Annotated in this window: 17 protein-coding genes; 15 read left to right on the forward strand and 2 right to left on the reverse strand. The window is 52.0% G+C overall.

Annotated elements, in window-relative coordinates; translation table 11 throughout:
* Positions 1-13: 13 nt before the first annotated feature.
* Positions 14-1,750 (reverse strand): Rqc2 family fibronectin-binding protein, encoded by a 1,737-nt coding sequence (locus Q9M42_RS00715; RefSeq protein ID WP_322524624.1) that lies wholly within the window; start codon positions 1,748-1,750, stop codon positions 14-16.
* Positions 1,751-2,065: 315 nt separating this feature from the next.
* Between Q9M42_RS00715 and remA the strand changes: the two genes are divergently transcribed.
* The 12 genes from remA (at position 2,066) to rpe (ending at position 13,877) form a co-directional block, all read left to right on the forward strand.
* Positions 2,066-2,329, forward strand: a complete 264-nt coding sequence (remA, locus tag Q9M42_RS00720) for an extracellular matrix/biofilm regulator RemA (RefSeq protein ID WP_022792719.1) — start codon at positions 2,066-2,068, stop codon at positions 2,327-2,329.
* 26 nt (positions 2,330-2,355) lie between these two features.
* The gene (gene gmk, locus Q9M42_RS00725) at positions 2,356-2,970 is read left to right on the forward strand and encodes a guanylate kinase (protein WP_322524625.1); all 615 of its coding nucleotides are present in this window, start codon (positions 2,356-2,358) and stop codon (positions 2,968-2,970) included.
* The gene (gene rpoZ / locus Q9M42_RS00730; protein ID WP_022792721.1) at positions 2,970-3,224 is read left to right on the forward strand and encodes a DNA-directed RNA polymerase subunit omega; all 255 of its coding nucleotides are present in this window, start codon (positions 2,970-2,972) and stop codon (positions 3,222-3,224) included. Before gmk ends, rpoZ begins: the two co-directional genes overlap by 1 nt.
* Before the next feature lie 98 nt (positions 3,225-3,322).
* Positions 3,323-4,519, forward strand: a complete 1,197-nt coding sequence (gene coaBC, locus Q9M42_RS00735) for a bifunctional phosphopantothenoylcysteine decarboxylase/phosphopantothenate--cysteine ligase CoaBC (RefSeq protein WP_322524626.1) — start codon at positions 3,323-3,325, stop codon at positions 4,517-4,519.
* A gap of 2 nt (positions 4,520-4,521) precedes the next feature.
* Positions 4,522-6,930 carry a primosomal protein N' gene (gene priA / locus Q9M42_RS00740; RefSeq protein WP_322524627.1) on the forward strand — a complete coding sequence of 803 codons (2,409 nt, stop codon included), beginning with the start codon at positions 4,522-4,524 and terminating at the stop codon, positions 6,928-6,930.
* Between the two features lie 72 nt (positions 6,931-7,002).
* A complete protein-coding gene (gene fmt, locus Q9M42_RS00745; protein ID WP_322524628.1) occupies positions 7,003-7,941 on the forward strand; it encodes a methionyl-tRNA formyltransferase in 939 nt (312 codons plus the stop codon).
* Positions 7,934-9,316 carry a 16S rRNA (cytosine(967)-C(5))-methyltransferase RsmB gene (gene rsmB, locus Q9M42_RS00750; RefSeq protein WP_322524629.1) on the forward strand — a complete coding sequence of 461 codons (1,383 nt, stop codon included), beginning with the start codon at positions 7,934-7,936 and terminating at the stop codon, positions 9,314-9,316. Before fmt ends, rsmB begins: the two co-directional genes overlap by 8 nt.
* 2 nt (positions 9,317-9,318) lie before the next feature.
* Positions 9,319-10,416, forward strand: a complete 1,098-nt coding sequence (gene rlmN / locus Q9M42_RS00755; RefSeq protein ID WP_322524630.1) for a 23S rRNA (adenine(2503)-C(2))-methyltransferase RlmN — start codon at positions 9,319-9,321, stop codon at positions 10,414-10,416.
* A 5-nt stretch (positions 10,417-10,421) separates the two neighbouring features.
* Positions 10,422-11,162 (forward strand): Stp1/IreP family PP2C-type Ser/Thr phosphatase, encoded by a 741-nt coding sequence (locus Q9M42_RS00760; RefSeq protein ID WP_322524631.1) that lies wholly within the window; start codon positions 10,422-10,424, stop codon positions 11,160-11,162.
* Positions 11,150-12,370 carry a Stk1 family PASTA domain-containing Ser/Thr kinase gene (pknB, locus tag Q9M42_RS00765; protein ID WP_322524632.1) on the forward strand — a complete coding sequence of 407 codons (1,221 nt, stop codon included), beginning with the start codon at positions 11,150-11,152 and terminating at the stop codon, positions 12,368-12,370. The genes Q9M42_RS00760 and pknB overlap by 13 nt, the downstream gene beginning before the upstream one ends.
* Positions 12,349-13,230, forward strand: a complete 882-nt coding sequence (gene rsgA / locus Q9M42_RS00770) for a ribosome small subunit-dependent GTPase A (protein WP_322524633.1) — start codon at positions 12,349-12,351, stop codon at positions 13,228-13,230. Before pknB ends, rsgA begins: the two co-directional genes overlap by 22 nt.
* Before the next feature lie 2 nt (positions 13,231-13,232).
* Positions 13,233-13,877 carry a ribulose-phosphate 3-epimerase gene (gene rpe / locus Q9M42_RS00775; RefSeq protein WP_322524634.1) on the forward strand — a complete coding sequence of 215 codons (645 nt, stop codon included), beginning with the start codon at positions 13,233-13,235 and terminating at the stop codon, positions 13,875-13,877.
* A gap of 63 nt (positions 13,878-13,940) precedes the next feature.
* On the opposite strand, the gene rpmB is transcribed toward rpe, so the two are convergent.
* A complete protein-coding gene (gene rpmB, locus Q9M42_RS00780; protein WP_022792731.1) occupies positions 13,941-14,129 on the reverse strand; it encodes a 50S ribosomal protein L28 in 189 nt (62 codons plus the stop codon).
* A 211-nt stretch (positions 14,130-14,340) separates the two neighbouring features.
* Here rpmB and Q9M42_RS00785 point away from each other — a divergent pair, with 211 nt between their 5' ends.
* The 3 genes from Q9M42_RS00785 to recG all read left to right on the forward strand — a co-directional run bounded on the left by Q9M42_RS00785 (position 14,341) and on the right by recG (position 18,567).
* The gene (locus Q9M42_RS00785; protein WP_322524635.1) at positions 14,341-14,709 is read left to right on the forward strand and encodes an Asp23/Gls24 family envelope stress response protein; all 369 of its coding nucleotides are present in this window, start codon (positions 14,341-14,343) and stop codon (positions 14,707-14,709) included.
* Positions 14,710-14,736: 27 nt separating this feature from the next.
* Positions 14,737-16,389, forward strand: a complete 1,653-nt coding sequence (locus tag Q9M42_RS00790; RefSeq protein ID WP_322524636.1) for a DAK2 domain-containing protein — start codon at positions 14,737-14,739, stop codon at positions 16,387-16,389.
* 132 nt (positions 16,390-16,521) lie between these two features.
* Entirely contained in the window at positions 16,522-18,567 is a 2,046-nt protein-coding gene (recG, locus tag Q9M42_RS00795) for an ATP-dependent DNA helicase RecG (protein ID WP_322524637.1), read from the forward strand.
* The last annotated feature ends 23 nt before the right edge of the window (positions 18,568-18,590 follow it).

Here is an 18,590-nt window from a genome sequence, read left to right on the forward strand (position 1 = left end):
GAAGAAGCTTTTTTTATTTTGCAGCGGTCTGGGCCTTGGCCCGGTTTTTCATTTCAAGGACAAGGCTTTCCTCCGGAGTGACAAACAGGGTGGACTGCTGGTCATAGGTCACAAATCCGGGCTTGGCACCGTTTGGTTTTCGTACGTGCCGGATCAGGGTGTAGTCGACCGGCACCGAGGACGAGGAGCGCGCTTTGGAGAAATAGGCGGCCAGGACAGCCGCTTCCTTTAACGTTTCCTCGTCCACGTCTGTGGAGCGGATCACCACGTGGGAGCCGGGGATATCTTTAGTGTGCAGCCAGGTGTCTCCGGCGTTTGCGACCCGATTGGTGACGTATTCGTTCTGGCGGTTGTTTTTTCCAACGAGCAGAAGTGTGCCGGCCGAGGAAACATACTGTTCAACCTGCGGTTTCGTGTTTTTCTTCTGTTTTTTCTTTTGAACACGTTTTTTCAGATAGCCGCCGTCCGACAATTCTTCGCGTATGTCGTCAATGTCAGATGGGGCAGCCGTTTCCACCTGCTGAATCAGCCGGTCGAGGTAATCAATCTCGCGACGGGTCAGCTTGATCTGTTTTTTCGCTTCGGAAAGCGAGGTTTTGGCTTTATTATAGCGTTTAAAATACCGCTGGGCATTATCTGACGGCGAGAGCTCAGGCTCAAGCTCAATGGTAAGCGTGCCGCCTTCCGGATCGTAGTAATCTGTTACTTCGATTTCATTTTCACCACCGCGGAGCTGGTGCATGTGGGCGGTTAACAGCTCCCCGTATTTTTGGTAGACGAGGCGGTTTTCGGCCTGGGTAATCGTCTGGCGCAGCTTTTTCAGCTTGCGCTCGTTTTTTTCGCGTTCGTTCTGTAGAAACCGTTCGAGGTCATGGGCCTGCTGGTGCACGCGGTCACGTTCGGCTTTGCCGTTATGATAGCGGTCGAGCATGGCGCTCACCGAGTCAAAATTCTCCTTCGTGCCGTCCACATGAGTAAGGTCAATGGCGCTGTAATATTCTTTATTCGCTTCGGTGGTCACAATCTGCGGCTTAAAATTCCCGTTTTTAACGTCATGCATGAGCGAAGTAAACGTCTCGGCCAGTTTCTGCAGCGAACCGAGACCGGCACGGTGCGTGGCTTCTTTGGCACTCTGGGGAGAAATCCCTTCAAACGCCTGCATCAGCTGGCGGTCGAGCTTGCCCTGGTTGGCGTCGAGTGCTCTCAGCACGTCACCGGCTTCAGCTTTGAGGGGGTTCGCCTTATGCTGGGACGGTGGTCCGATATAGGCCTGGCCCGGGAGAATCGTGCGGACCGTGTTCTGGGCCGGGGAAATATGCTTCATGCTGTCGAGAATATGCGTACGGTCCTCATTAAGAAGCACGACATTACTGTGCTTGCCCATGATTTCCATGACCAGGGTCCGTTCCGTAAGATCACCGATTTCATCTTTGTTTTCAATGCGCAGCGAAACGATCCGCTCAAGTCCCTGTTGTGACACCTCCCGGACGAAGCCACCTTCTAGGTGCTTGCGAAGCAGCATGCAGAACATGGAAGGCTCCTTGGGATTCTGGTACTTTTCATCTGTTAGATGCATTCTCGACAGGGAAGGGTTCACCGACAGCAGGAGCTGGTGATTTTTGCGGTTCGCCCGCACTGAAATGACCAGGTCAGTTTTGTAGGGCTGGTGTATTTTTGTAATCCGGCCGTTTTGGAGCGTCTGCTGGACCTCCTGGACAACGGCCTGGGTCATGATTCCGTCAAAGCTCACGTTCGATCATCCTTTACTCGTACAAGCAGGAGAAATTCTTCTGCTGCTTGCGTTCTGTACGGTGGATTATAGCATAATGAAAAGCGCGCCGTCTTGTCTGCTGAATAAACATTGGTTGTGGGCTGAAGAGATATTGTTTACAATATAGAAGTACATAATGTTCGGGCCTCGCCGCGAAGCATCGTTTGTGACGCTTGAAATAATCGTGCTATACTGAGGCAGGAGAACAACTCGTCAGGAACCGCAGAAGAAAACATATATGAACCATTTTTTCAGGCAGCAGCTAGAGGGATGGTCCGACCAGGAGGGGTAGTTTTGAGCATTAAGCTAATCAACATTGGATTTGGAAATATTGTGTCGGCAAATCGGATTATTTCTATTGTCAGCCCGGAATCTGCACCAATCAAACGGATTATTCAGGAAGCCAGGGACCGTAACATGCTGATTGATGCCACCTACGGCAGAAGGACGAGAGCGGTTATCATTGCAGACAGCGACCATGTTGTGCTTTCTGCGGTTCAGCCGGAGACAGTCGCCCAGCGGCTGCATACAAAAGACGATGATTCATCGGACGAATAAGATTGTGAAATGAGGCGTGTCAACCTATGAAAGATGATAAAGGATTATTGATTGTGCTTTCCGGCCCGGCCGGTGTAGGAAAAGGTACGGTGTGCGGGGCGCTGCGCGAAGAGGATACGAACATTGAGTATTCCGTCTCCGCCACTACCCGGGCCCCGCGTCCGGGGGAGGAGCACGGAGTAAATTATTTCTTTCATTCGAAGGAAGAGTTTGAAAAAATGATTGAGCAAGGCCGTCTGCTGGAGTGGGCGCAGTATGTAGACAACTACTACGGGACCCCGCTTGATTATGTCGAGGAAACGATCGACCGCGGCAAGGACATCATTCTCGAGATTGAAGTGCAGGGCGCAGAAAAGGTGAAGGAGCGTTACCCGGAAGGCACGTTTATTTTCTTAATGCCTCCGAGTCTCGCCGAGCTCCGCAGCAGGATTGTCGGACGGGGCACGGAAACATCCGAGTTGATTGACAAACGGATGACTGTGGCCAAAAATGAAATTGACATGATGCAGATGTATGACTACGTAGTGGAAAATGATGAGATTGAAAAAGCGGTCTCGCGCATCCGCTCTATTGTCACTGCAGAACACTGCAAGCAGGAACGCCTGATTGAAAAATACAAAGAATTAGCGGAGGTGGAATAATGGCTTCAAACAGAAATGACGAAGGAATGCTGTATCCGTCCATTGACCAGCTGCTCGGTCATATCAATTCCAAATATACGCTAGTATCCGTATCGGCACGGCGCGCGAGAGACCTCGAAGAAATCGACGGGGCACTTCCGATGATCGATAACGCAAAATCCGTGAAGGCAGTAGGCATCGCTCTTGAAGAAATCCAGGCCGGCGTGCTCAGCTACCGGCAGGGCGACTACGAAGAACATGACTACGAAGAATAACGGAAAATGAACGGGCACCGGATAAGAAGAAGCAACCTATGGCATCACGTAGGTTGCTTTTTTTAGCCTGGAAGCGCCTGTAAAAGGAGGACATAGCTGTGAAAGGCAAAAAAATTGTACTCGGTGTCACGGGTGGAATAGCCGCCTTTAAAGCCGCGGCGCTTGCAAGTAAGCTGTACCAGGCGGGGGCAGAGCTGCGCATTATTATGACCCCGGAAGCCAAAGAGTTTATTACCCCGCTCACATTTCAGGCACTGACCCGGTCAAGAGTGTACGACGACACGTTTGCAGAAGCTGACCCTTCGGTCGTTTCCCATATTGATGTGGCGGACTGGGCGGACGTATTTATCGTAGCGCCTGCGTCGGCCAACACGCTCGGCAAGCTTGCGAACGGACTCGCAGATGATATGCTCACCACCACAATGATGGCGACACTTGCCAATGTCTACGTTGCACCGGCGATGAACGTAAACATGTATAATCATCCAAGCTTTCAGCGCAACAAGGAAACGTTAAAGCAGGACGGCTACCGTTTCATTGAACCCGGAGAGGGTTATCTTGCCTGCGGCTGGATTGGCAAAGGCCGGATGGCGGAGCCCGAGGACATTATGCAGTTTGTCCAGGATGCCGAAGATGTCGGCACTCCGCTTGCCGGCAAACGAGTGCTTGTTACGGCCGGTCCGACGCATGAGCATATTGATCCCTTCCGGGTCGTTACCAACCCGTCCAGCGGAAAAATGGGGTTTGCGATCGCTGAGGAAGCAGCCCGGCGGGGAGCAGAGGTGACGCTGGTTGCAGGGCCAGTGACGCTCTCCACGCCCGGCGGTGTCCAGACAAGAATCGACGTCGAAAGCGTGGAGGATATGCGCGAAGCCGTGCTCACCCACTACGATACGTCGGATGTGGTTATTAAAGCAGCTGCTGTGTCCGATTACAGGCCGGAGACCGTGTATGAAAAAAAGCAGAAGAAAAAGAACGACGGCCTTGAGGTGCCGATGGTGAAAACACCGGATATTCTCCAGGAGCTTGGAGAAAAAAAGAAGCATCAGCTTTTGATCGGCTTCGCTGCAGAATCGGAATACCTCGAGAAATACGCAGAAAGCAAGCGGCAGCGTAAGAACGCCGATTTAATTGTAGCCAATGAAATTGGAAAAGCGGGTTCGGGCTTTCGGGCCGATGAAAATACTATCACCTTCGTGGATAAAAACGGAGCTGTTTCTTTTCCCACCCAGTCGAAGCACGAGGCAGCGGCAGAAATTATGTCCTGGCTGCAGAAACGAATAGGAGACGCGTAACTATGTACGCCAAAGTAATTGTGGATATAGCGACCGGCCAGACGAACCGGGCTTTTGATTATCAGATTCCGGCTTCACTCGAGATGCTCGCACACCCCGGATCAAGAGTGACGGTGCCGTTTGGCGCCCGGAAAATTCAGGGATTTATCTGGCGGATCGAAGACAAAACAGAGCTTGCCCGGGTCAAGCCGATTACAGACGTGCTCGATCCTCATCCGGTGCTTACGCAGGAGCTGCTTGAGCTCGGAGAGTATCTGGCCATTGAAACAGTCTGTTTTTTGATTACGGCCTATCAGTCGATGATTCCGGCAGCTATCCGGGCAAAGCCAAAAAAGAAGATTGAACTGCTCGTGCCCACGGAGACACTGCCGCCGGTACTGCAGGTAGTGTTTCAGAAGCAGACGACGATCGACTGGAAGGACCTCCCGGACGACAAATCAGTGATGCAGCATGTGCAGGAAGCTGTTCGTAATGAACAGATCCGGATCGATTATCAGGTGAAGGATCAGACGAAAAAGCAGACGAAGCGGATGCTGCGGCTTCACCCGGAGCACCGGGCGCATGCAGCTTCTCTTACGGCGAAGGCGAAAAAACAGCTGGAGCTGTACGACTGGTTTCTTGCGATCGGAGACGAAGAAGCGGCTGTACCCGCGGCTCAGCTGCTGCATGAGCAGACGGCGAGCCGGGCGGTTATTCAGGGTCTAGTGGAAAAAAACATCCTTATGGAGCGGGACCAGGAATCGTACCGGGACCCGTTTGAAGACCGATCATTTGAAGCCACACCCCCGCAGGAGCTCACCCGGGACCAGCAGCGAGCACTTGATCCGATTACGGAAAAAACGTCGCGGCGCAGACACCATACGTTTTTGCTGCACGGGGTCACCGGAAGCGGAAAGACAGAAGTGTATCTGCAGGCTATTGACCGTGTGCTGCAGCAGGGACGGGAGGCGATTGTGCTCGTACCGGAAATTTCGCTTACCCCGCAAATGGTGGAACGTTTTAAAGGGCGGTTTGGAGACCAGGTGGCGGTGATGCACAGCGCTCTCTCAAGAGGCGAGCGTTATGACGAATGGCGCAGGGTGCACGCCGGAGACGCGAAAGTAGCGGTCGGCGCGCGGTCGGCGATTTTTGCCCCCTTCAAAAATGTCGGCCTGATTATCATTGATGAAGAGCACGAAGGCAGCTATAAGCAGGAGGATCATCCCCGGTATCACGCCCGGGAGGTAGCGATCTGGAGAGGTAGGTATCACGGGGCTCCGGTCGTATTAGGGAGCGCGACGCCGTCGCTCGAATCATATGCCCGGGCCGGTCGGGAGGTTTATCAGCTGCTGGAAATGCCGGAGAGAATTAACCAGAAACAGCTGCCCGCCATCGACGTGGTGGATATGAGGGACGAGCTTCATAAAGGCAACCGCTCGGTGTTTTCCGAAACGCTGCTTGAAAAGCTGAAGGACCGTCTGGAAAAAGGGGAGCAGAGTATTTTGTTTCTAAACCGGCGCGGCTACTCTTCGTTTGTCATGTGCCGTTCATGCGGCTATACTGCTGAATGCCCGCACTGTGAAATTACGCTCACATACCATCAGACAAAGCATCAGCTGAAGTGCCACTACTGCGGCTATGAAGAAGAGATGCCTGCAACGTGCCCGTCCTGCGAAAGTGAACAGATCCGCTACTTCGGTACAGGCACCCAGAAGGTCGAAGAAGAGCTGACGAAGGTGCTGCCGGAGGCCAGGATTATCCGGATGGATATGGACACCACCACGAAAAAAGGCTCTCATGAGCAGATGCTTCGCCGGTTTGGAAACGGAGAGGCGGACATTCTGCTCGGCACCCAGATGATTGCCAAAGGCCTGGACTTCCCTATGATTACGCTGGTCGGTGTACTGGCAGCGGACACGATGCTGCATCTGCCTGATTTCCGGGCGCCGGAACGGACCTTTCAGCTGCTTACTCAGGTGAGCGGCCGGGCCGGCCGGGACAAGCTGCAGGGCGAAGTAGTGATTCAATCCTACAGCCCCGATCATTACAGTATCCAGTTTGCTAAAAACCATGACTATCCATCGTTCAGCCGGCATGAAATGGGCCAGCGCAAGCGGGGCGGGTACCCGCCGTATTATTATTTAACGATGGTCAACGTTTCTCACGAAGAGATCGGCGTCGCGCTGAAAACCGCTGAAAAAGTGACGAGCCGGCTGCGGGAGGAATTATCCCCGCAGGCAAAAATTCTCGGGCCAACTGTTTCTCCGATTGCAAGGATCAAGGATAGATATCGGTACCAATGCATGATAAAATACAGGGATGAGCCTGAATTAACGAAAATCCTGAATGATATTGCTGTACATTATCAAAAAGAGACAGCTCAGGATAAGCTGTTTATTACGATTGATATGTACCCGCAGTTGTTTCTATAAGGTAAACACCAGCCCCGCTGCTTCGATAGTGACCGACGCACGGGGCTGTGTATTGTGAAAAGAGGGATAAATATGAACATTTTATTTATGGGGACACCGGACTTTTCGGTCCCGGTCCTTCGGCGTCTGCTTGAAGAGGGCTATCCGGTAACCGCGGTGGTCACTCAACCTGACCGCCCGAAGGGAAGAAAAAAAGAGCTGACCCCGCCGCCGGTCAAAGTTGAAGCCGAAGCGTGGAAGCTTCCTGTACTGCAGCCGGAAAAGCTGAAAAACGAAGCCTCCTTAAACGAAGTGCTGGCAGAGAAGCCGGATTTAATTATTACAGCGGCGTTCGGCCAGATTCTGCCGAAAAAGCTTCTCGAAGCCCCTTCCATTGCAGCGGTGAATGTGCACGCTTCCCTGCTTCCGGAATACCGTGGCGGCGCCCCTATTCACCAGGCGGTCATCGATGGCCGGGAGAAAACAGGCGTCACGATCATGGACATGGTTGCAAAACTGGACGCCGGCGACATCATCCGTCAGCAGGAGGTACCCATTGAATGGGAGGATACGGTCGGAGATGTGCATGACAAACTGAGCGCCGTTGGAGCAGATCTTTTGATCGAAACGCTGCCAGCAGTAATCGACGGCACGGCGGAACGGACTCCGCAGAATGAAAAGAAAGTAACGTTTGCATCCAATATCCAGCGCGGCCAGGAAAAGGTCGACTGGAAGCAGAACGGACGTTCGATCTATAACCAGATACGTGGAATGAATCCATGGCCGGTGGCCTATACAGAGAAAGACGGAAAGTCGATTAAGCTGTGGCGAGCCGAATGGGTGGACGCTTCCGCCAGTGCTGAAGCGGGTACTATTACTTCGATAACGGATGACTACATTGATGTGGCAGCCGGTGACGGCACAACGGTGCGGCTGTGGGAGATTCAGCCGGCTGGTAAAAAAAGAATGAAAACGGCCGAGTTTTTGCGGGGAAGCCACGGCTGGTCCAAAGGAGAGAGTTTTAATGAATAAAACGGAGCCTTCCTATTCCCTCCGGTATACAGCTGCTTCCCTGCTCGAGCGGGTGGAGACCGGCCAGGCTTTCAGCCACCTGCTGCTTCATCACGAGCTCGCCGGAAAAGCATGGTCGAGGGAGGATGCCGGCCTTCTGACCGAAATTGTTTACGGCACCCTCCGCCGCCAGAATACCCTCGACTACGTGCTTGGGGTTTTTGTGAACAAACCGCTAACGAAGCTTGACGCCTGGGTACGCGTGCTGCTGCGCATGAGTGTGTATCAGATGCGTTACCTTGACCGGGTGCCGGACCACGCCGTGGTGGATGAGGCGGTAAAAATTGCGAAGCAGCGAGGCAATAAAGGGGTGAGCGGTTTTGTGAACGGGGTGCTCCGCTCCTTGCAGCGCAAAGGATTTCCCGACACCACCGCTATCAAAAACACAGAGGAACGTCTGGCTGTCGACTACAGCCATCCGGCATGGATGCTTCGGGAATGGCAGGGGGCCTACGGGGAAGACACAGCCCTCCGTATCGCCGAAGCAAATAACGTCACGCCAAAAACGAACGTGCGGGTCTCCTCTGAGGCTGAACTCGGAGACGTGCAGGAAATGCTCGAACAGGAAGGGATTCAGACAACCCGCGGTATTATTGCAGAGAAAGCATTAATTGTAGAAAAAGGAAATGTTCTCGTCACTGAAACGTATCAGAACGGCTATATAACGGTGCAGGACGAAAGCTCCATGAAAGCCGGTGAAGCACTGATGGTTGAAGAAAATATGGACGTTCTCGACGCCTGCGCTGCCCCGGGCGGGAAATCAACGGACGCTGCCGAACGAACCGGCCCGGGCGGAAGCGTGGCAGCCCATGACCTGAGTGCAAAAAAGCTTGTCCAGATTGAAGAACAGGCGGCAAGACTTGGGCTTGAAAATATTGAAACCGCCGCCGGGGATGCACGTCAATTGACAACTACTTTTCCGGTGCGTACATTTGACCGGGTACTCGTCGATGCACCGTGCAGCGGACTTGGCGTTATCCGGAAAAAGCCCGAGCAGAAATGGGCCAAAAAAGCAGAGGATTTTGAACGCCTGCCGGAGATACAGCACGAAATATTGAATGAAGCTGTAAGTATGTTACGATTTAATGGAAGGATTGTGTACAGCACATGTACAATTCGTCCAGAGGAGAACGAACAGGTGTGGGAAGCATTTTTGCACCGGCATCCAGAACTATCACCAGACCATGAACTGACCGACAAACTAAAACTTTCAGAAATAGAGCATTTTTCCAGCGATTACGGATGGTGCACGATTCTTCCCCATGAATACGGCACAGACGGATTTTTCATTGCCGCGGCGGTAAAAAACAATCAGGAAGAAACGGAAGGAGCATAAGCATGCAGATTTTAAAAAAGGAGGCGCCTGCCCCGCAAACGGACAGCCCCTCCATGTACAGCTTGAAATACGAAGAACTTGAACAATGGTTAAAAGAAAACGGGGAGCCGGCATTCCGTGCAAAGCAGCTGTTTGAATGGATGTATCAAAAGCGCGTGACCTCATTTGAGGAAATGACCAACATCCCGAAAACGCTTCGCGAAAAGCTCGAAAGCACATTTACACTGACGACGTTAAAAGAGGTCATCCATCAGCAGTCCCAGGACGGCACCATTAAGATTTTGTTTGAACTGCAGGACGGCTATACGATCGAAACCGTGCTGATGAAGCACGACTACGGCTACAGCGTTTGTGTAACCACCCAGGTAGGCTGCCGGCTCGGCTGTACCTTTTGTGCTTCCACACTTGGCGGCCTGAAAAGAAATCTTGAAGGCGGCGAAATTACCGCTCAGGTGCTCGAATCCCAGCGTCTGCTTGATGAAAGAGGCGAACGTGTAAGCTCTATCGTGGTCATGGGCATCGGCGAGCCGTTCGATAATTACGACGGCCTGATGAATTTTCTGCGCGTAGTCAATCACGACGACGGTTTAAACATCGGTGCACGCCACATTACTGTTTCTACAAGCGGAGTCGTGCCGCGCATTTATGACTTTGCCAATGAAAACATGCAGATCAATTTCGCAGTATCTCTCCACGCAGCAAACACAGAAACCCGCAGTCGGCTGATGCCGATTAACCGCGCTTGGGATGTTTCGGAACTGATGGATTCGATCCGCTACTACCAGAAGAAAACGAATCGCAGAATCACGTTTGAATACGGCCTGTTCGGCCAGGTAAATGACCAGAAAGAGGACGCGGAAGAGCTCGCCGACCTAATCGGTGATTTGAAATGCCACGTCAATCTGATTCCTGTGAACGATGTGCCGGAAAGAAACTACGTTCGTACCACAAGAAACGACATTTTTGCGTTTGAAAAAGCATTAAAAGACCGCGGGGTGAACGTAACGATCCGGCGTGAGCAGGGGCATGATATCGATGCAGCCTGCGGACAGCTTCGTGCCAACCAGCGGAAAGAAGAAACGGAGGCTAATTCCCAGTGAACCATATGTTTTTAACAGACCGGGGGAAAATCCGTCCTCATAATGAAGATACCGGAGGCATCGTCACGCATGCTTCCGGCATTGTTTTAGCCGTCGTTGCCGATGGAATGGGCGGACATTCGGCCGGAGACGTGGCAAGCGCCATGGCTTATCAGACGTTAAAGGACGCGTGGGAGGAAAATCCGTCTGTCAATTCAATGGAAGAGGCGTCGGAGTGGCTGACTGACAACATGATGAAAGCAAATGAAGCCATCATCCGCCACGCCCATCATTATCCGGAGCATGCGGGAATGGGAACGACCCTTGTCGCAGCCATCTGCCACCCGTCGTTTACCGTCACCGGAAATATCGGTGACAGCCGAAGCTATATCTGGACGGACCGTACCATTCAGCAGCAGAGTGAAGATCACTCTCTCGTGCAGGAGCTGTATAATAAAGGACAAATTTCAGCACTCGAAGCGGAGTCGCATCCGCAGAAAAATATATTAACGAAAGCACTCGGCACGGACCGCGGCCTTTCCCCTGACATCTATACGTATGAATGGGGCGAAGGGGACGGCGTGCTTCTTTGTACCGACGGGCTGACGAATAAGCTCGGCGCTGAAGATATGGCCGGAATGCTTGCTTCCCACAGGCACCTTCGCGAAGGTGTGGAAGCGATGGTGCAGGCAGCCAACGACCGTGGAGGCGAAGATAATATAACGATTGCGGTGGTAATGCGGGAGGAAGAGGTATGGACCAACTGATCGGACGCCGTATCAGTGACCGTTATCATATTAAACGCCTCCTTGGGAGCGGCGGTATGGCGTACGTATATCTCGGAGAGGATATGATTTTGGAACGGCTGGTGGCAATTAAAATTCTTCAGCCGCAGTTTAACGGCGATGAGGAATTTTTGCAGCGGTTCCGCCGCGAGTCACGGGCAGCCACTATTTTGGGCCACAGAAACACGGTCAATATTTATGATGTTGGCGAAGAGCGGGAGCTGCATTATATCGTTATGGAATACGTGGAAGGCCAGACGGTGAAGGAAATGATCCGCCTGCATGGGCCGCTGCCGCTTGCACAGGCGGTACATATTACCAGGCAGCTGCTTGAGGCGCTGATGCAGGCGCACAGTCACGGCATCATCCACCGGGACATTAAGCCCCACAATCTTCTTTCCAACGACCGCGGGGAAATAAAAGTAGCTGATTTCGGCATTGCCCGCGCTGCGTCTGCTTCCACGATCACGCAGACTAATACGATGATGGGCTCCGTTCATTATATTTCGCCGGAGCAGGCGAGAGGCGGGGTGGTAAGTGCCCGCTCAGATATTTATGCTGCCGGTATCGTTTTGTTTGAAATGGTTACCGGGGTGATCCCCTACGATGCAGAATCCGCTGTAAGTATTGCTTTAAAACATATTCAGGAGCCGCTTCCGGACCCGATGCAGCTGCGACAGGGCCTGCCGCAGAGTCTGTCGAACGTTATCTTAAAAGCTGCGGCCAAAAGTCCGGATGACCGTTACGCGAGCGCCGAAGAAATGTATGAGGACATTCGTTCGGCGCTCTCGGACGAGAGAAGAAACGAACGCCCTTATTTCATCCAGGAGGGCTACACCAATGCCCGGGAGCGGGAATGGTCGGCCCCCCAGGTGGCTGAAGAGGACACGATGGTAGCAGCGCCGGCTGTTCAGGAAGACGAGCAGCAGGATTCTGGCCTGGAAACAAAGGGAGACCGGCAGCCGGAAAAAACTAAAAAATGGCCGTATGTTGTGGCCTGTATACTCGTATTTTCAGGAGCGGCAATTTTTTACTGGCTGCTTCCAGAAATGTTTGTCGTGAGTGGCTCAATGAAATTAATACCGCACGTATTTCCCGCAGCGCAGACAGCTGTGTGGGATGCAGCCTGGCCAGGAGAGGGCCAAATATTACAAGAAGGGGCGAAGATATGGCGACAGGTCGAATTGTAAAAGCAGTCAGCGGTTTCTATTATGTAGACAGTGAAGAAGGATATTTTCAATGTCGCGGGCGGGGGCTGTTCCGCAAACAGAAAATCAAACCGCTTGTAGGAGACCTTGTGCGGTTTGAAGCAGAAAATCATACAGACGGATACGTACTTGAAATTAAAGAACGAAGCAATGAGCTGGTGCGCCCGCCGGTCGCAAACATTGACCAGGCACTGCTCATATTTTCCGCTGTCGAGCCTGATTTTTCCACCTGGCTGCTCGACCGTTTTCTTGTGCATGTGGAAAACGAAGAAATTAAACCGGTGATTTTAGTGAGTAAATGGGACAAAGCAGATGAAGCAAAAAAAGAGACGCTTCGGGCCGCACAGAAGGATTATGAGCATATCGGTTATTCGTTCCATTTTTATTCGACGAAAACAGGCGAAGGCATCGATGAGGCCGCTGCTTATTTTCCGGAGAAGTATTCTCTTTTATCCGGACAGTCGGGAGTGGGGAAATCGTCGCTCCTGAACGCGGTGGCTCCTGATCTTGATCTCGAGACAGCGAACATTTCCGGGGCTCTCGGGCGCGGGAAGCATACGACAAGGCACGTAGAGTTCCTGCGGGTTAACGGCGGATGGGTGGCGGACACGCCCGGGTTCAGCTCGCTTGATTTTGGTTCGATTACAGCCGAAGATCTCGATATCTGCTTCCCGGAAATGCGGGCAAGAATGCCTGATTGCAAATTCCGAGGATGCTCCCACCGACAGGAGCCGGGCTGTGCCATAAGGCTCGACGTGGAGGAAGGACGGATCCCGTCTTATCGCTACGAGCATTACAAACAGTTCCACGAAGAAATTTCATCCACTCCGAGGAGGTATTAATGATGATAAAAATAGCGCCTTCCATTCTGGCAGCTGATTTTGCGGAATTGGGCCGGGCAGTGAAGGAAATTGACGAAGCCGGGGCGGATTATATACATATCGATGTCATGGACGGCCACTTCGTTCCGAATATCACGTTCGGGCTTCCGGTCATTGAGGCCATTCGCCCTTACAGCGATAAACCGTTTGATGTGCATTTAATGATTGAAAAGCCGGAACGCTACATTGAGGATTTTGCCCAGGCGGGAGCCGACATTATTTCGGTGCACGTGGAAGCGTGCCCTCATGTGCACCGTACGGTCCAGCAGATTAAAGAAGCCGGCTGTCGGGCGGGCGTAGTGTTAAACCCGGCGACTCCGGTGGAAATGATCACTCATATTCTGCCGGATGTTGACCTTGTGCTTTTAATGACTGTAAACCCGGGCTTTGGCGGCCAGGCGTTTATTCCGAATGTACTCGACAAGATCAGAGCAGTGAAAAAAGCGGCGGATGTCGTTAATCCGGAGCTCGAGATTGAAGTCGATGGCGGGGTCAGTCGGGAAACAGCCAAAGATTGTCTCGAAGCCGGGGCAAATGTGCTTGTGTCGGGCTCTGCCCTGTTTAAGCAGGAGGATAAAGCGAAGGCGATCGAAGAATTAAAGCAGTAAATAATATTATTATGTAAACAAAAAACACTCATAAAAAAAGCGGCTCTGTGGCCGCTTTTTGCTTTATACGCGTGTGACTTTACCAGATTTTAATGCTCTGGCGGAAACGTATACGCGTTTTGGCTTACCGTTTACAAGAATGCGGACTTTTTGCACGTTAGCTCCCCAACGGCGTTTCGTTGCATTGTTGGCGTGAGAACGATTATTTCCGGCTTTAGGGCCTTTCCCTGTTACATAGCACTTGCGGGACATATGCGGCACCTCCTTATTAATGTCAAACAAAATTACCCATACTCAAATATATTAGCACAGAGCCTGTACACACGCAATGTTGATTCGTCAAAAATACAATTATGCTTTTCATTTAAGGCAAACGTGGTTATAGTGATAATGGCATAGTTACTTTGAAAACAAGCTGGAGCGTCCGGATACAGCCGGCGTCCGGAAGGGAAGGAAGCGAGACATGAGTTTCGAAATATATTCGTCAAACGGTACAGTCGATATTACACTCGAAGTGCTTGCCACTGCCGTGGGAGCGGCAGCCATGGACTGCTATGGAATCGTAGGCATGGCGTCCAGGAAACATTTCAAGGACAATCTATCGGAACTGCTGCGAAGAGAAAATTATTCCCGTGGAGTAGTCGTCCGGGAAGAGGACGGTCTTATCCATATTGATATGTATATTATTGTAAGCTACGGTACGAAAATTTCGGAAGTGGCGCACAACGTGCAGCGGAAAGTGAAGTATCAGCTGCAGAAAATGCTAGGGCTGGACGTGTCCGCTGTGAATGTATATGTTCAGGGCGTCCAGATTGAATCGGCCTCACCATAGGAAGAGACGGATGAAGGAGAGAGAAAAATGGATCAATTAGTACGCGGTCCTGAACTGGGAAGGATGCTGAAGCAGGGAGCTTCCGCGCTGCAAAAACACAGCAAAGAGGTAGACGCATTGAATGTGTTTCCAGTTCCGGACGGGGATACAGGCACCAATATGAGTTTGACGATCCGTTCCGGCGTCGAACAGCTCAAGGAGAACCGGCATGCCGGAGAGACGGCCAAACACTTTTCCAAAGGATTGTTAATGGGAGCGCGTGGAAACTCCGGCGTTATTTTGTCGCAGCTGTTCCGGGGCTTTGCCAAATCCATGGAAAAAAAGTCTGAGCTCCGTACTTCTGACGTAGCAGAAGCTTTTGAACAAGGAGTGGACGCTGCCTACCGGGCAGTGATGAAGCCGGTGGAAGGAACGATTCTCACGGTGGCCAGGGAAGCATCCCTTGCTATGAAAAATGAACATAACGCCAGTGAGCTTGCGCTTGAAGAATGGATGCGGCGGTTTTTAAAAGCGGCAAAAGAAGCGCTTGCATATACGCCTGAGCAGCTCCCGGTCTTAAAGGAGGTTGGTGTAGTTGACTCCGGCGGCCAGGGGCTTGTGCACATATATGAAGGGATGCTGCACGCGCTAACCGGGCAGGAGGAAGAAGAAGGAGAATCTGTGCCTTCGCTTGACCAGCTTGTGAAGCTCGAGCACCATAAGGATCCGGCCGCCCAGGGGGGAGCCGAAGCTATTACGTACGGCTACTGTACTGAAGTGATGGTCCGATTTGCAGAAAGTGAGCCTTCCTTTCAGGAAGAAGCATTCCGGGAAGAGCTGTCGGCCCACGGGGATTCTCTTTTGGTGGTCTGTGATGAAGAACTGCTGAAGGTTCATATTCACGCCGAAGAACCAGGAAAAATTCTGGAAAAATCCCAGCGGTACGGAGAGCTGATTCATATAAAAATTGAAAATATGCGTGAGCAGAATCGTGCCCTGCAGCAGGAAGGATCGTCAGAAAGCCCTGAGGCTTCCGCATCTCTTGTGCCCTACGGCTTTGTGACCGTAACGACTGGTGACGGAGTAGCCTCGCTCTTTGAAAGCCTCGGAGTACAGGAGGTTGTCCACGGCGGCCAGTCAATGAACCCGAGTACCGAGGATCTTCTCGAGGCCGTCAGCCGGGTGCAGGCGGAGCATGTGTTTATACTGCCGAATAACGGCAACATTGTAATGGCTGCGGAGCAGGCAGCAGACATCAGCGACAAGCAGGTAACGGTCATTCCGACCAAAACGGTGCCGCAGGGTCTCGCCGGCATGCTTGCGTTTGACGACACAAAAGACGCTTTGACAAATGAAGAAGCAATGAAAGAAGCCACCCGGTACGTTAAATCCGGCCAGATCACCCATGCCGTAAGAGAAACGAGCATCGAAGGAAAGAAGATTCAGGAAGGCGATTTTATGGGCATCCTGGAAAAAGACATTGTTACCGTTCATGGGGAAATGAAACAGGCTTTTCAGGAACTGCTTGCACAGATGGTGGACAGCGAGAGCGAAATTATTACGCTGATCAGCGGTGAAGATGTGAGCGAAGAGATGGCGGATGAACTTGCCGCAGAGCTTGAGCAGGCATATCCGGAGGTGGAAATAGAAATGCATGCGGGCGGACAGCCGCTGTACCAATATATCGTTTCTGTGGAATAAGCTGCCCGGGGCAGCTTATTTTTTTGTTTAACGCGCAGGAGTATCTCTTTCGCGCGAAAAAGGAAACGTATATAATGAAAGGTGAACAACCGTTCGTATAATACAGCAAAAGCAGGAAGGAAGGGACGGTTTATGAATTCGACGCTTCAATCACCGGTCTCTGACTTAAAAGGTGTAGGAGAAGAAAAGCAGCGGGAGCTCGAACAGCTTGGTATTAAAACGATCGACGACCTGCTTCACCATTTCCCATATCGATATGAAAACCACGAAGTGGTTCCTATAGAAGAATTGAAGCATCAGGAAAAAGTAACGATTACCGGCGAAGTGCAGTCGGAGCCGTCTGTGCGCTTTTTCGGTAAAAAAAAGTCCCGTATGACCGTACGGATATTAATTGATCATTTACTGGTGACGGCGGTGTTTTTTAACCGGGCATTTTTAAAAAAGCAGATAGAAGTCGGCAGGCAGGTGACTATCACCGGAAAGTGGGACAAGCACCGCCTTACCATCTCGGTGCAGGATTTTCGTGCCGGCGCCCCCGACCCGGCGAAGCAGCTTGAGCCAATCTACAGCGTGACCGGGAGTCTGACAGTCAAGCAGATGCAGCGTATTCAGGCAGAAGCCGTAAAACACGTCTCGCAGGTAGTTCCTGAAAACCTGCCGGAAGAAATCCGTGAACGGTACCGCCTGCCGGGAAAACCCGAAACATTTCAGGCGCTTCACCAGCCGGAGAGCCGCGAACAGCTGAAGCATGCAAGAAGGCGCTACGTCTATGAAGAGCTGCTGTTTTTTCAGCTAAAAATGCAGATGTTTAAACGAATGGAGCGCCAGTCAGCCTCAGCGGTGCCGTTTGTGTATGATGCAGAGGCGACGGCGGATTTTGAAAAGCAGCTGCCGTTTCCGCTCACGAATGCGCAAAAAAGAGTAGTGCAGGAAATCCTTGAGGATATTGAGGCTCCGATCCGGATGAACCGGCTTTTGCAGGGGGATGTGGGCTCCGGAAAAACAGTGGTGGCCTCCATTGCCATGCAGGCCGTATTTACCGGAAACGCCCAGTCGGCGCTGATGGTGCCGACAGAAATTCTTGCCGAACAGCATTATGAGTCTCTTCAGGAGCTGTTTGCAGGAACAGAGGTGACTGTGGGCCTGCTGACCGGTTCGATACGGCAGAAGGAAAAGCGGAACGTCTATGAACGCATTACCGACGGCACCATCGATATTATCATCGGTACTCATGCCCTCATCCAGGAGCCGGTGCAGTTTAATAATCTGAAGCTTGTCATCACTGATGAGCAGCACCGGTTCGGGGTCGGCCAGCGCCGGATTCTTAAAGAAAAGGGGGAGGACCCGGACGTGTTATTTATGACGGCCACCCCGATCCCACGTACGCTTGCCATCAGCGTCTACGGTGATATGGACGTATCAGTGATTGACGAAATGCCGCCGGGCCGGAAACCGATTGAAACCTACTGGGCGAAGCCGCAGATGCTTGAGCGGGTACTTCGCTTTGTGCAGAAAGAAATCGATCAGGGGCGGCAGGCCTATGTCATCTGTCCGCTCATTGAAGAATCAGAAGCGCTCGATGTTCAAAACGCGATTGACGTGCATGCCCAGCTGATGCAGTTCTTCCCGGGATATCATGTCGGCCTGATGCACGGACGGCTTCCGGCAGAGGAAAAGGAGGACGTCATGCAGCGATTTGCCGGCCATGAGCTTGATATTCTCGTTTCGACGACGGTCGTAGAGGTCGGCGTGAACGTGCCAAACGCTACGATGATGGTGATCTATGACGCAGAACGCTTCGGCCTTTCCCAGCTGCATCAGCTGCGGGGCCGTGTCGGACGCGGAGAGCACCAGTCCTATTGTGTGCTTTTGGCCGACCCGAAATCCGAAACCGGCCAGGAGCGGATGAATATCATGCAGGAAACCGAGGATGGATTTGTCCTTTCGGAAAAAGACCTGGAGCTGCGCGGGCCGGGAGACTTTTTTGGAAAAAAGCAGAGCGGCCTGCCTGATTTTAAAATTGCGGACGTGGTTCATGATTTTAAAGCGCTTGAAACCGCACGGGACGATGCGGCTAAATTAATCCGTAGCGAAGTGTTCTGGAAGGATGAAAAATACCGGCCTCTCCGGGAATATCTTGAAGAAGCCGGAGCCTTTCAAAAAGATAAACTGGATTAGTGGTTGAAATGAAAGAAATCGGT

Origin of the sequence: Marinococcus luteus, assembly GCF_034497705.1 — a bacterium.
Classification (GTDB): Bacteria; Bacillota; Bacilli; order Bacillales; family Marinococcaceae; genus Marinococcus; species Marinococcus luteus_A.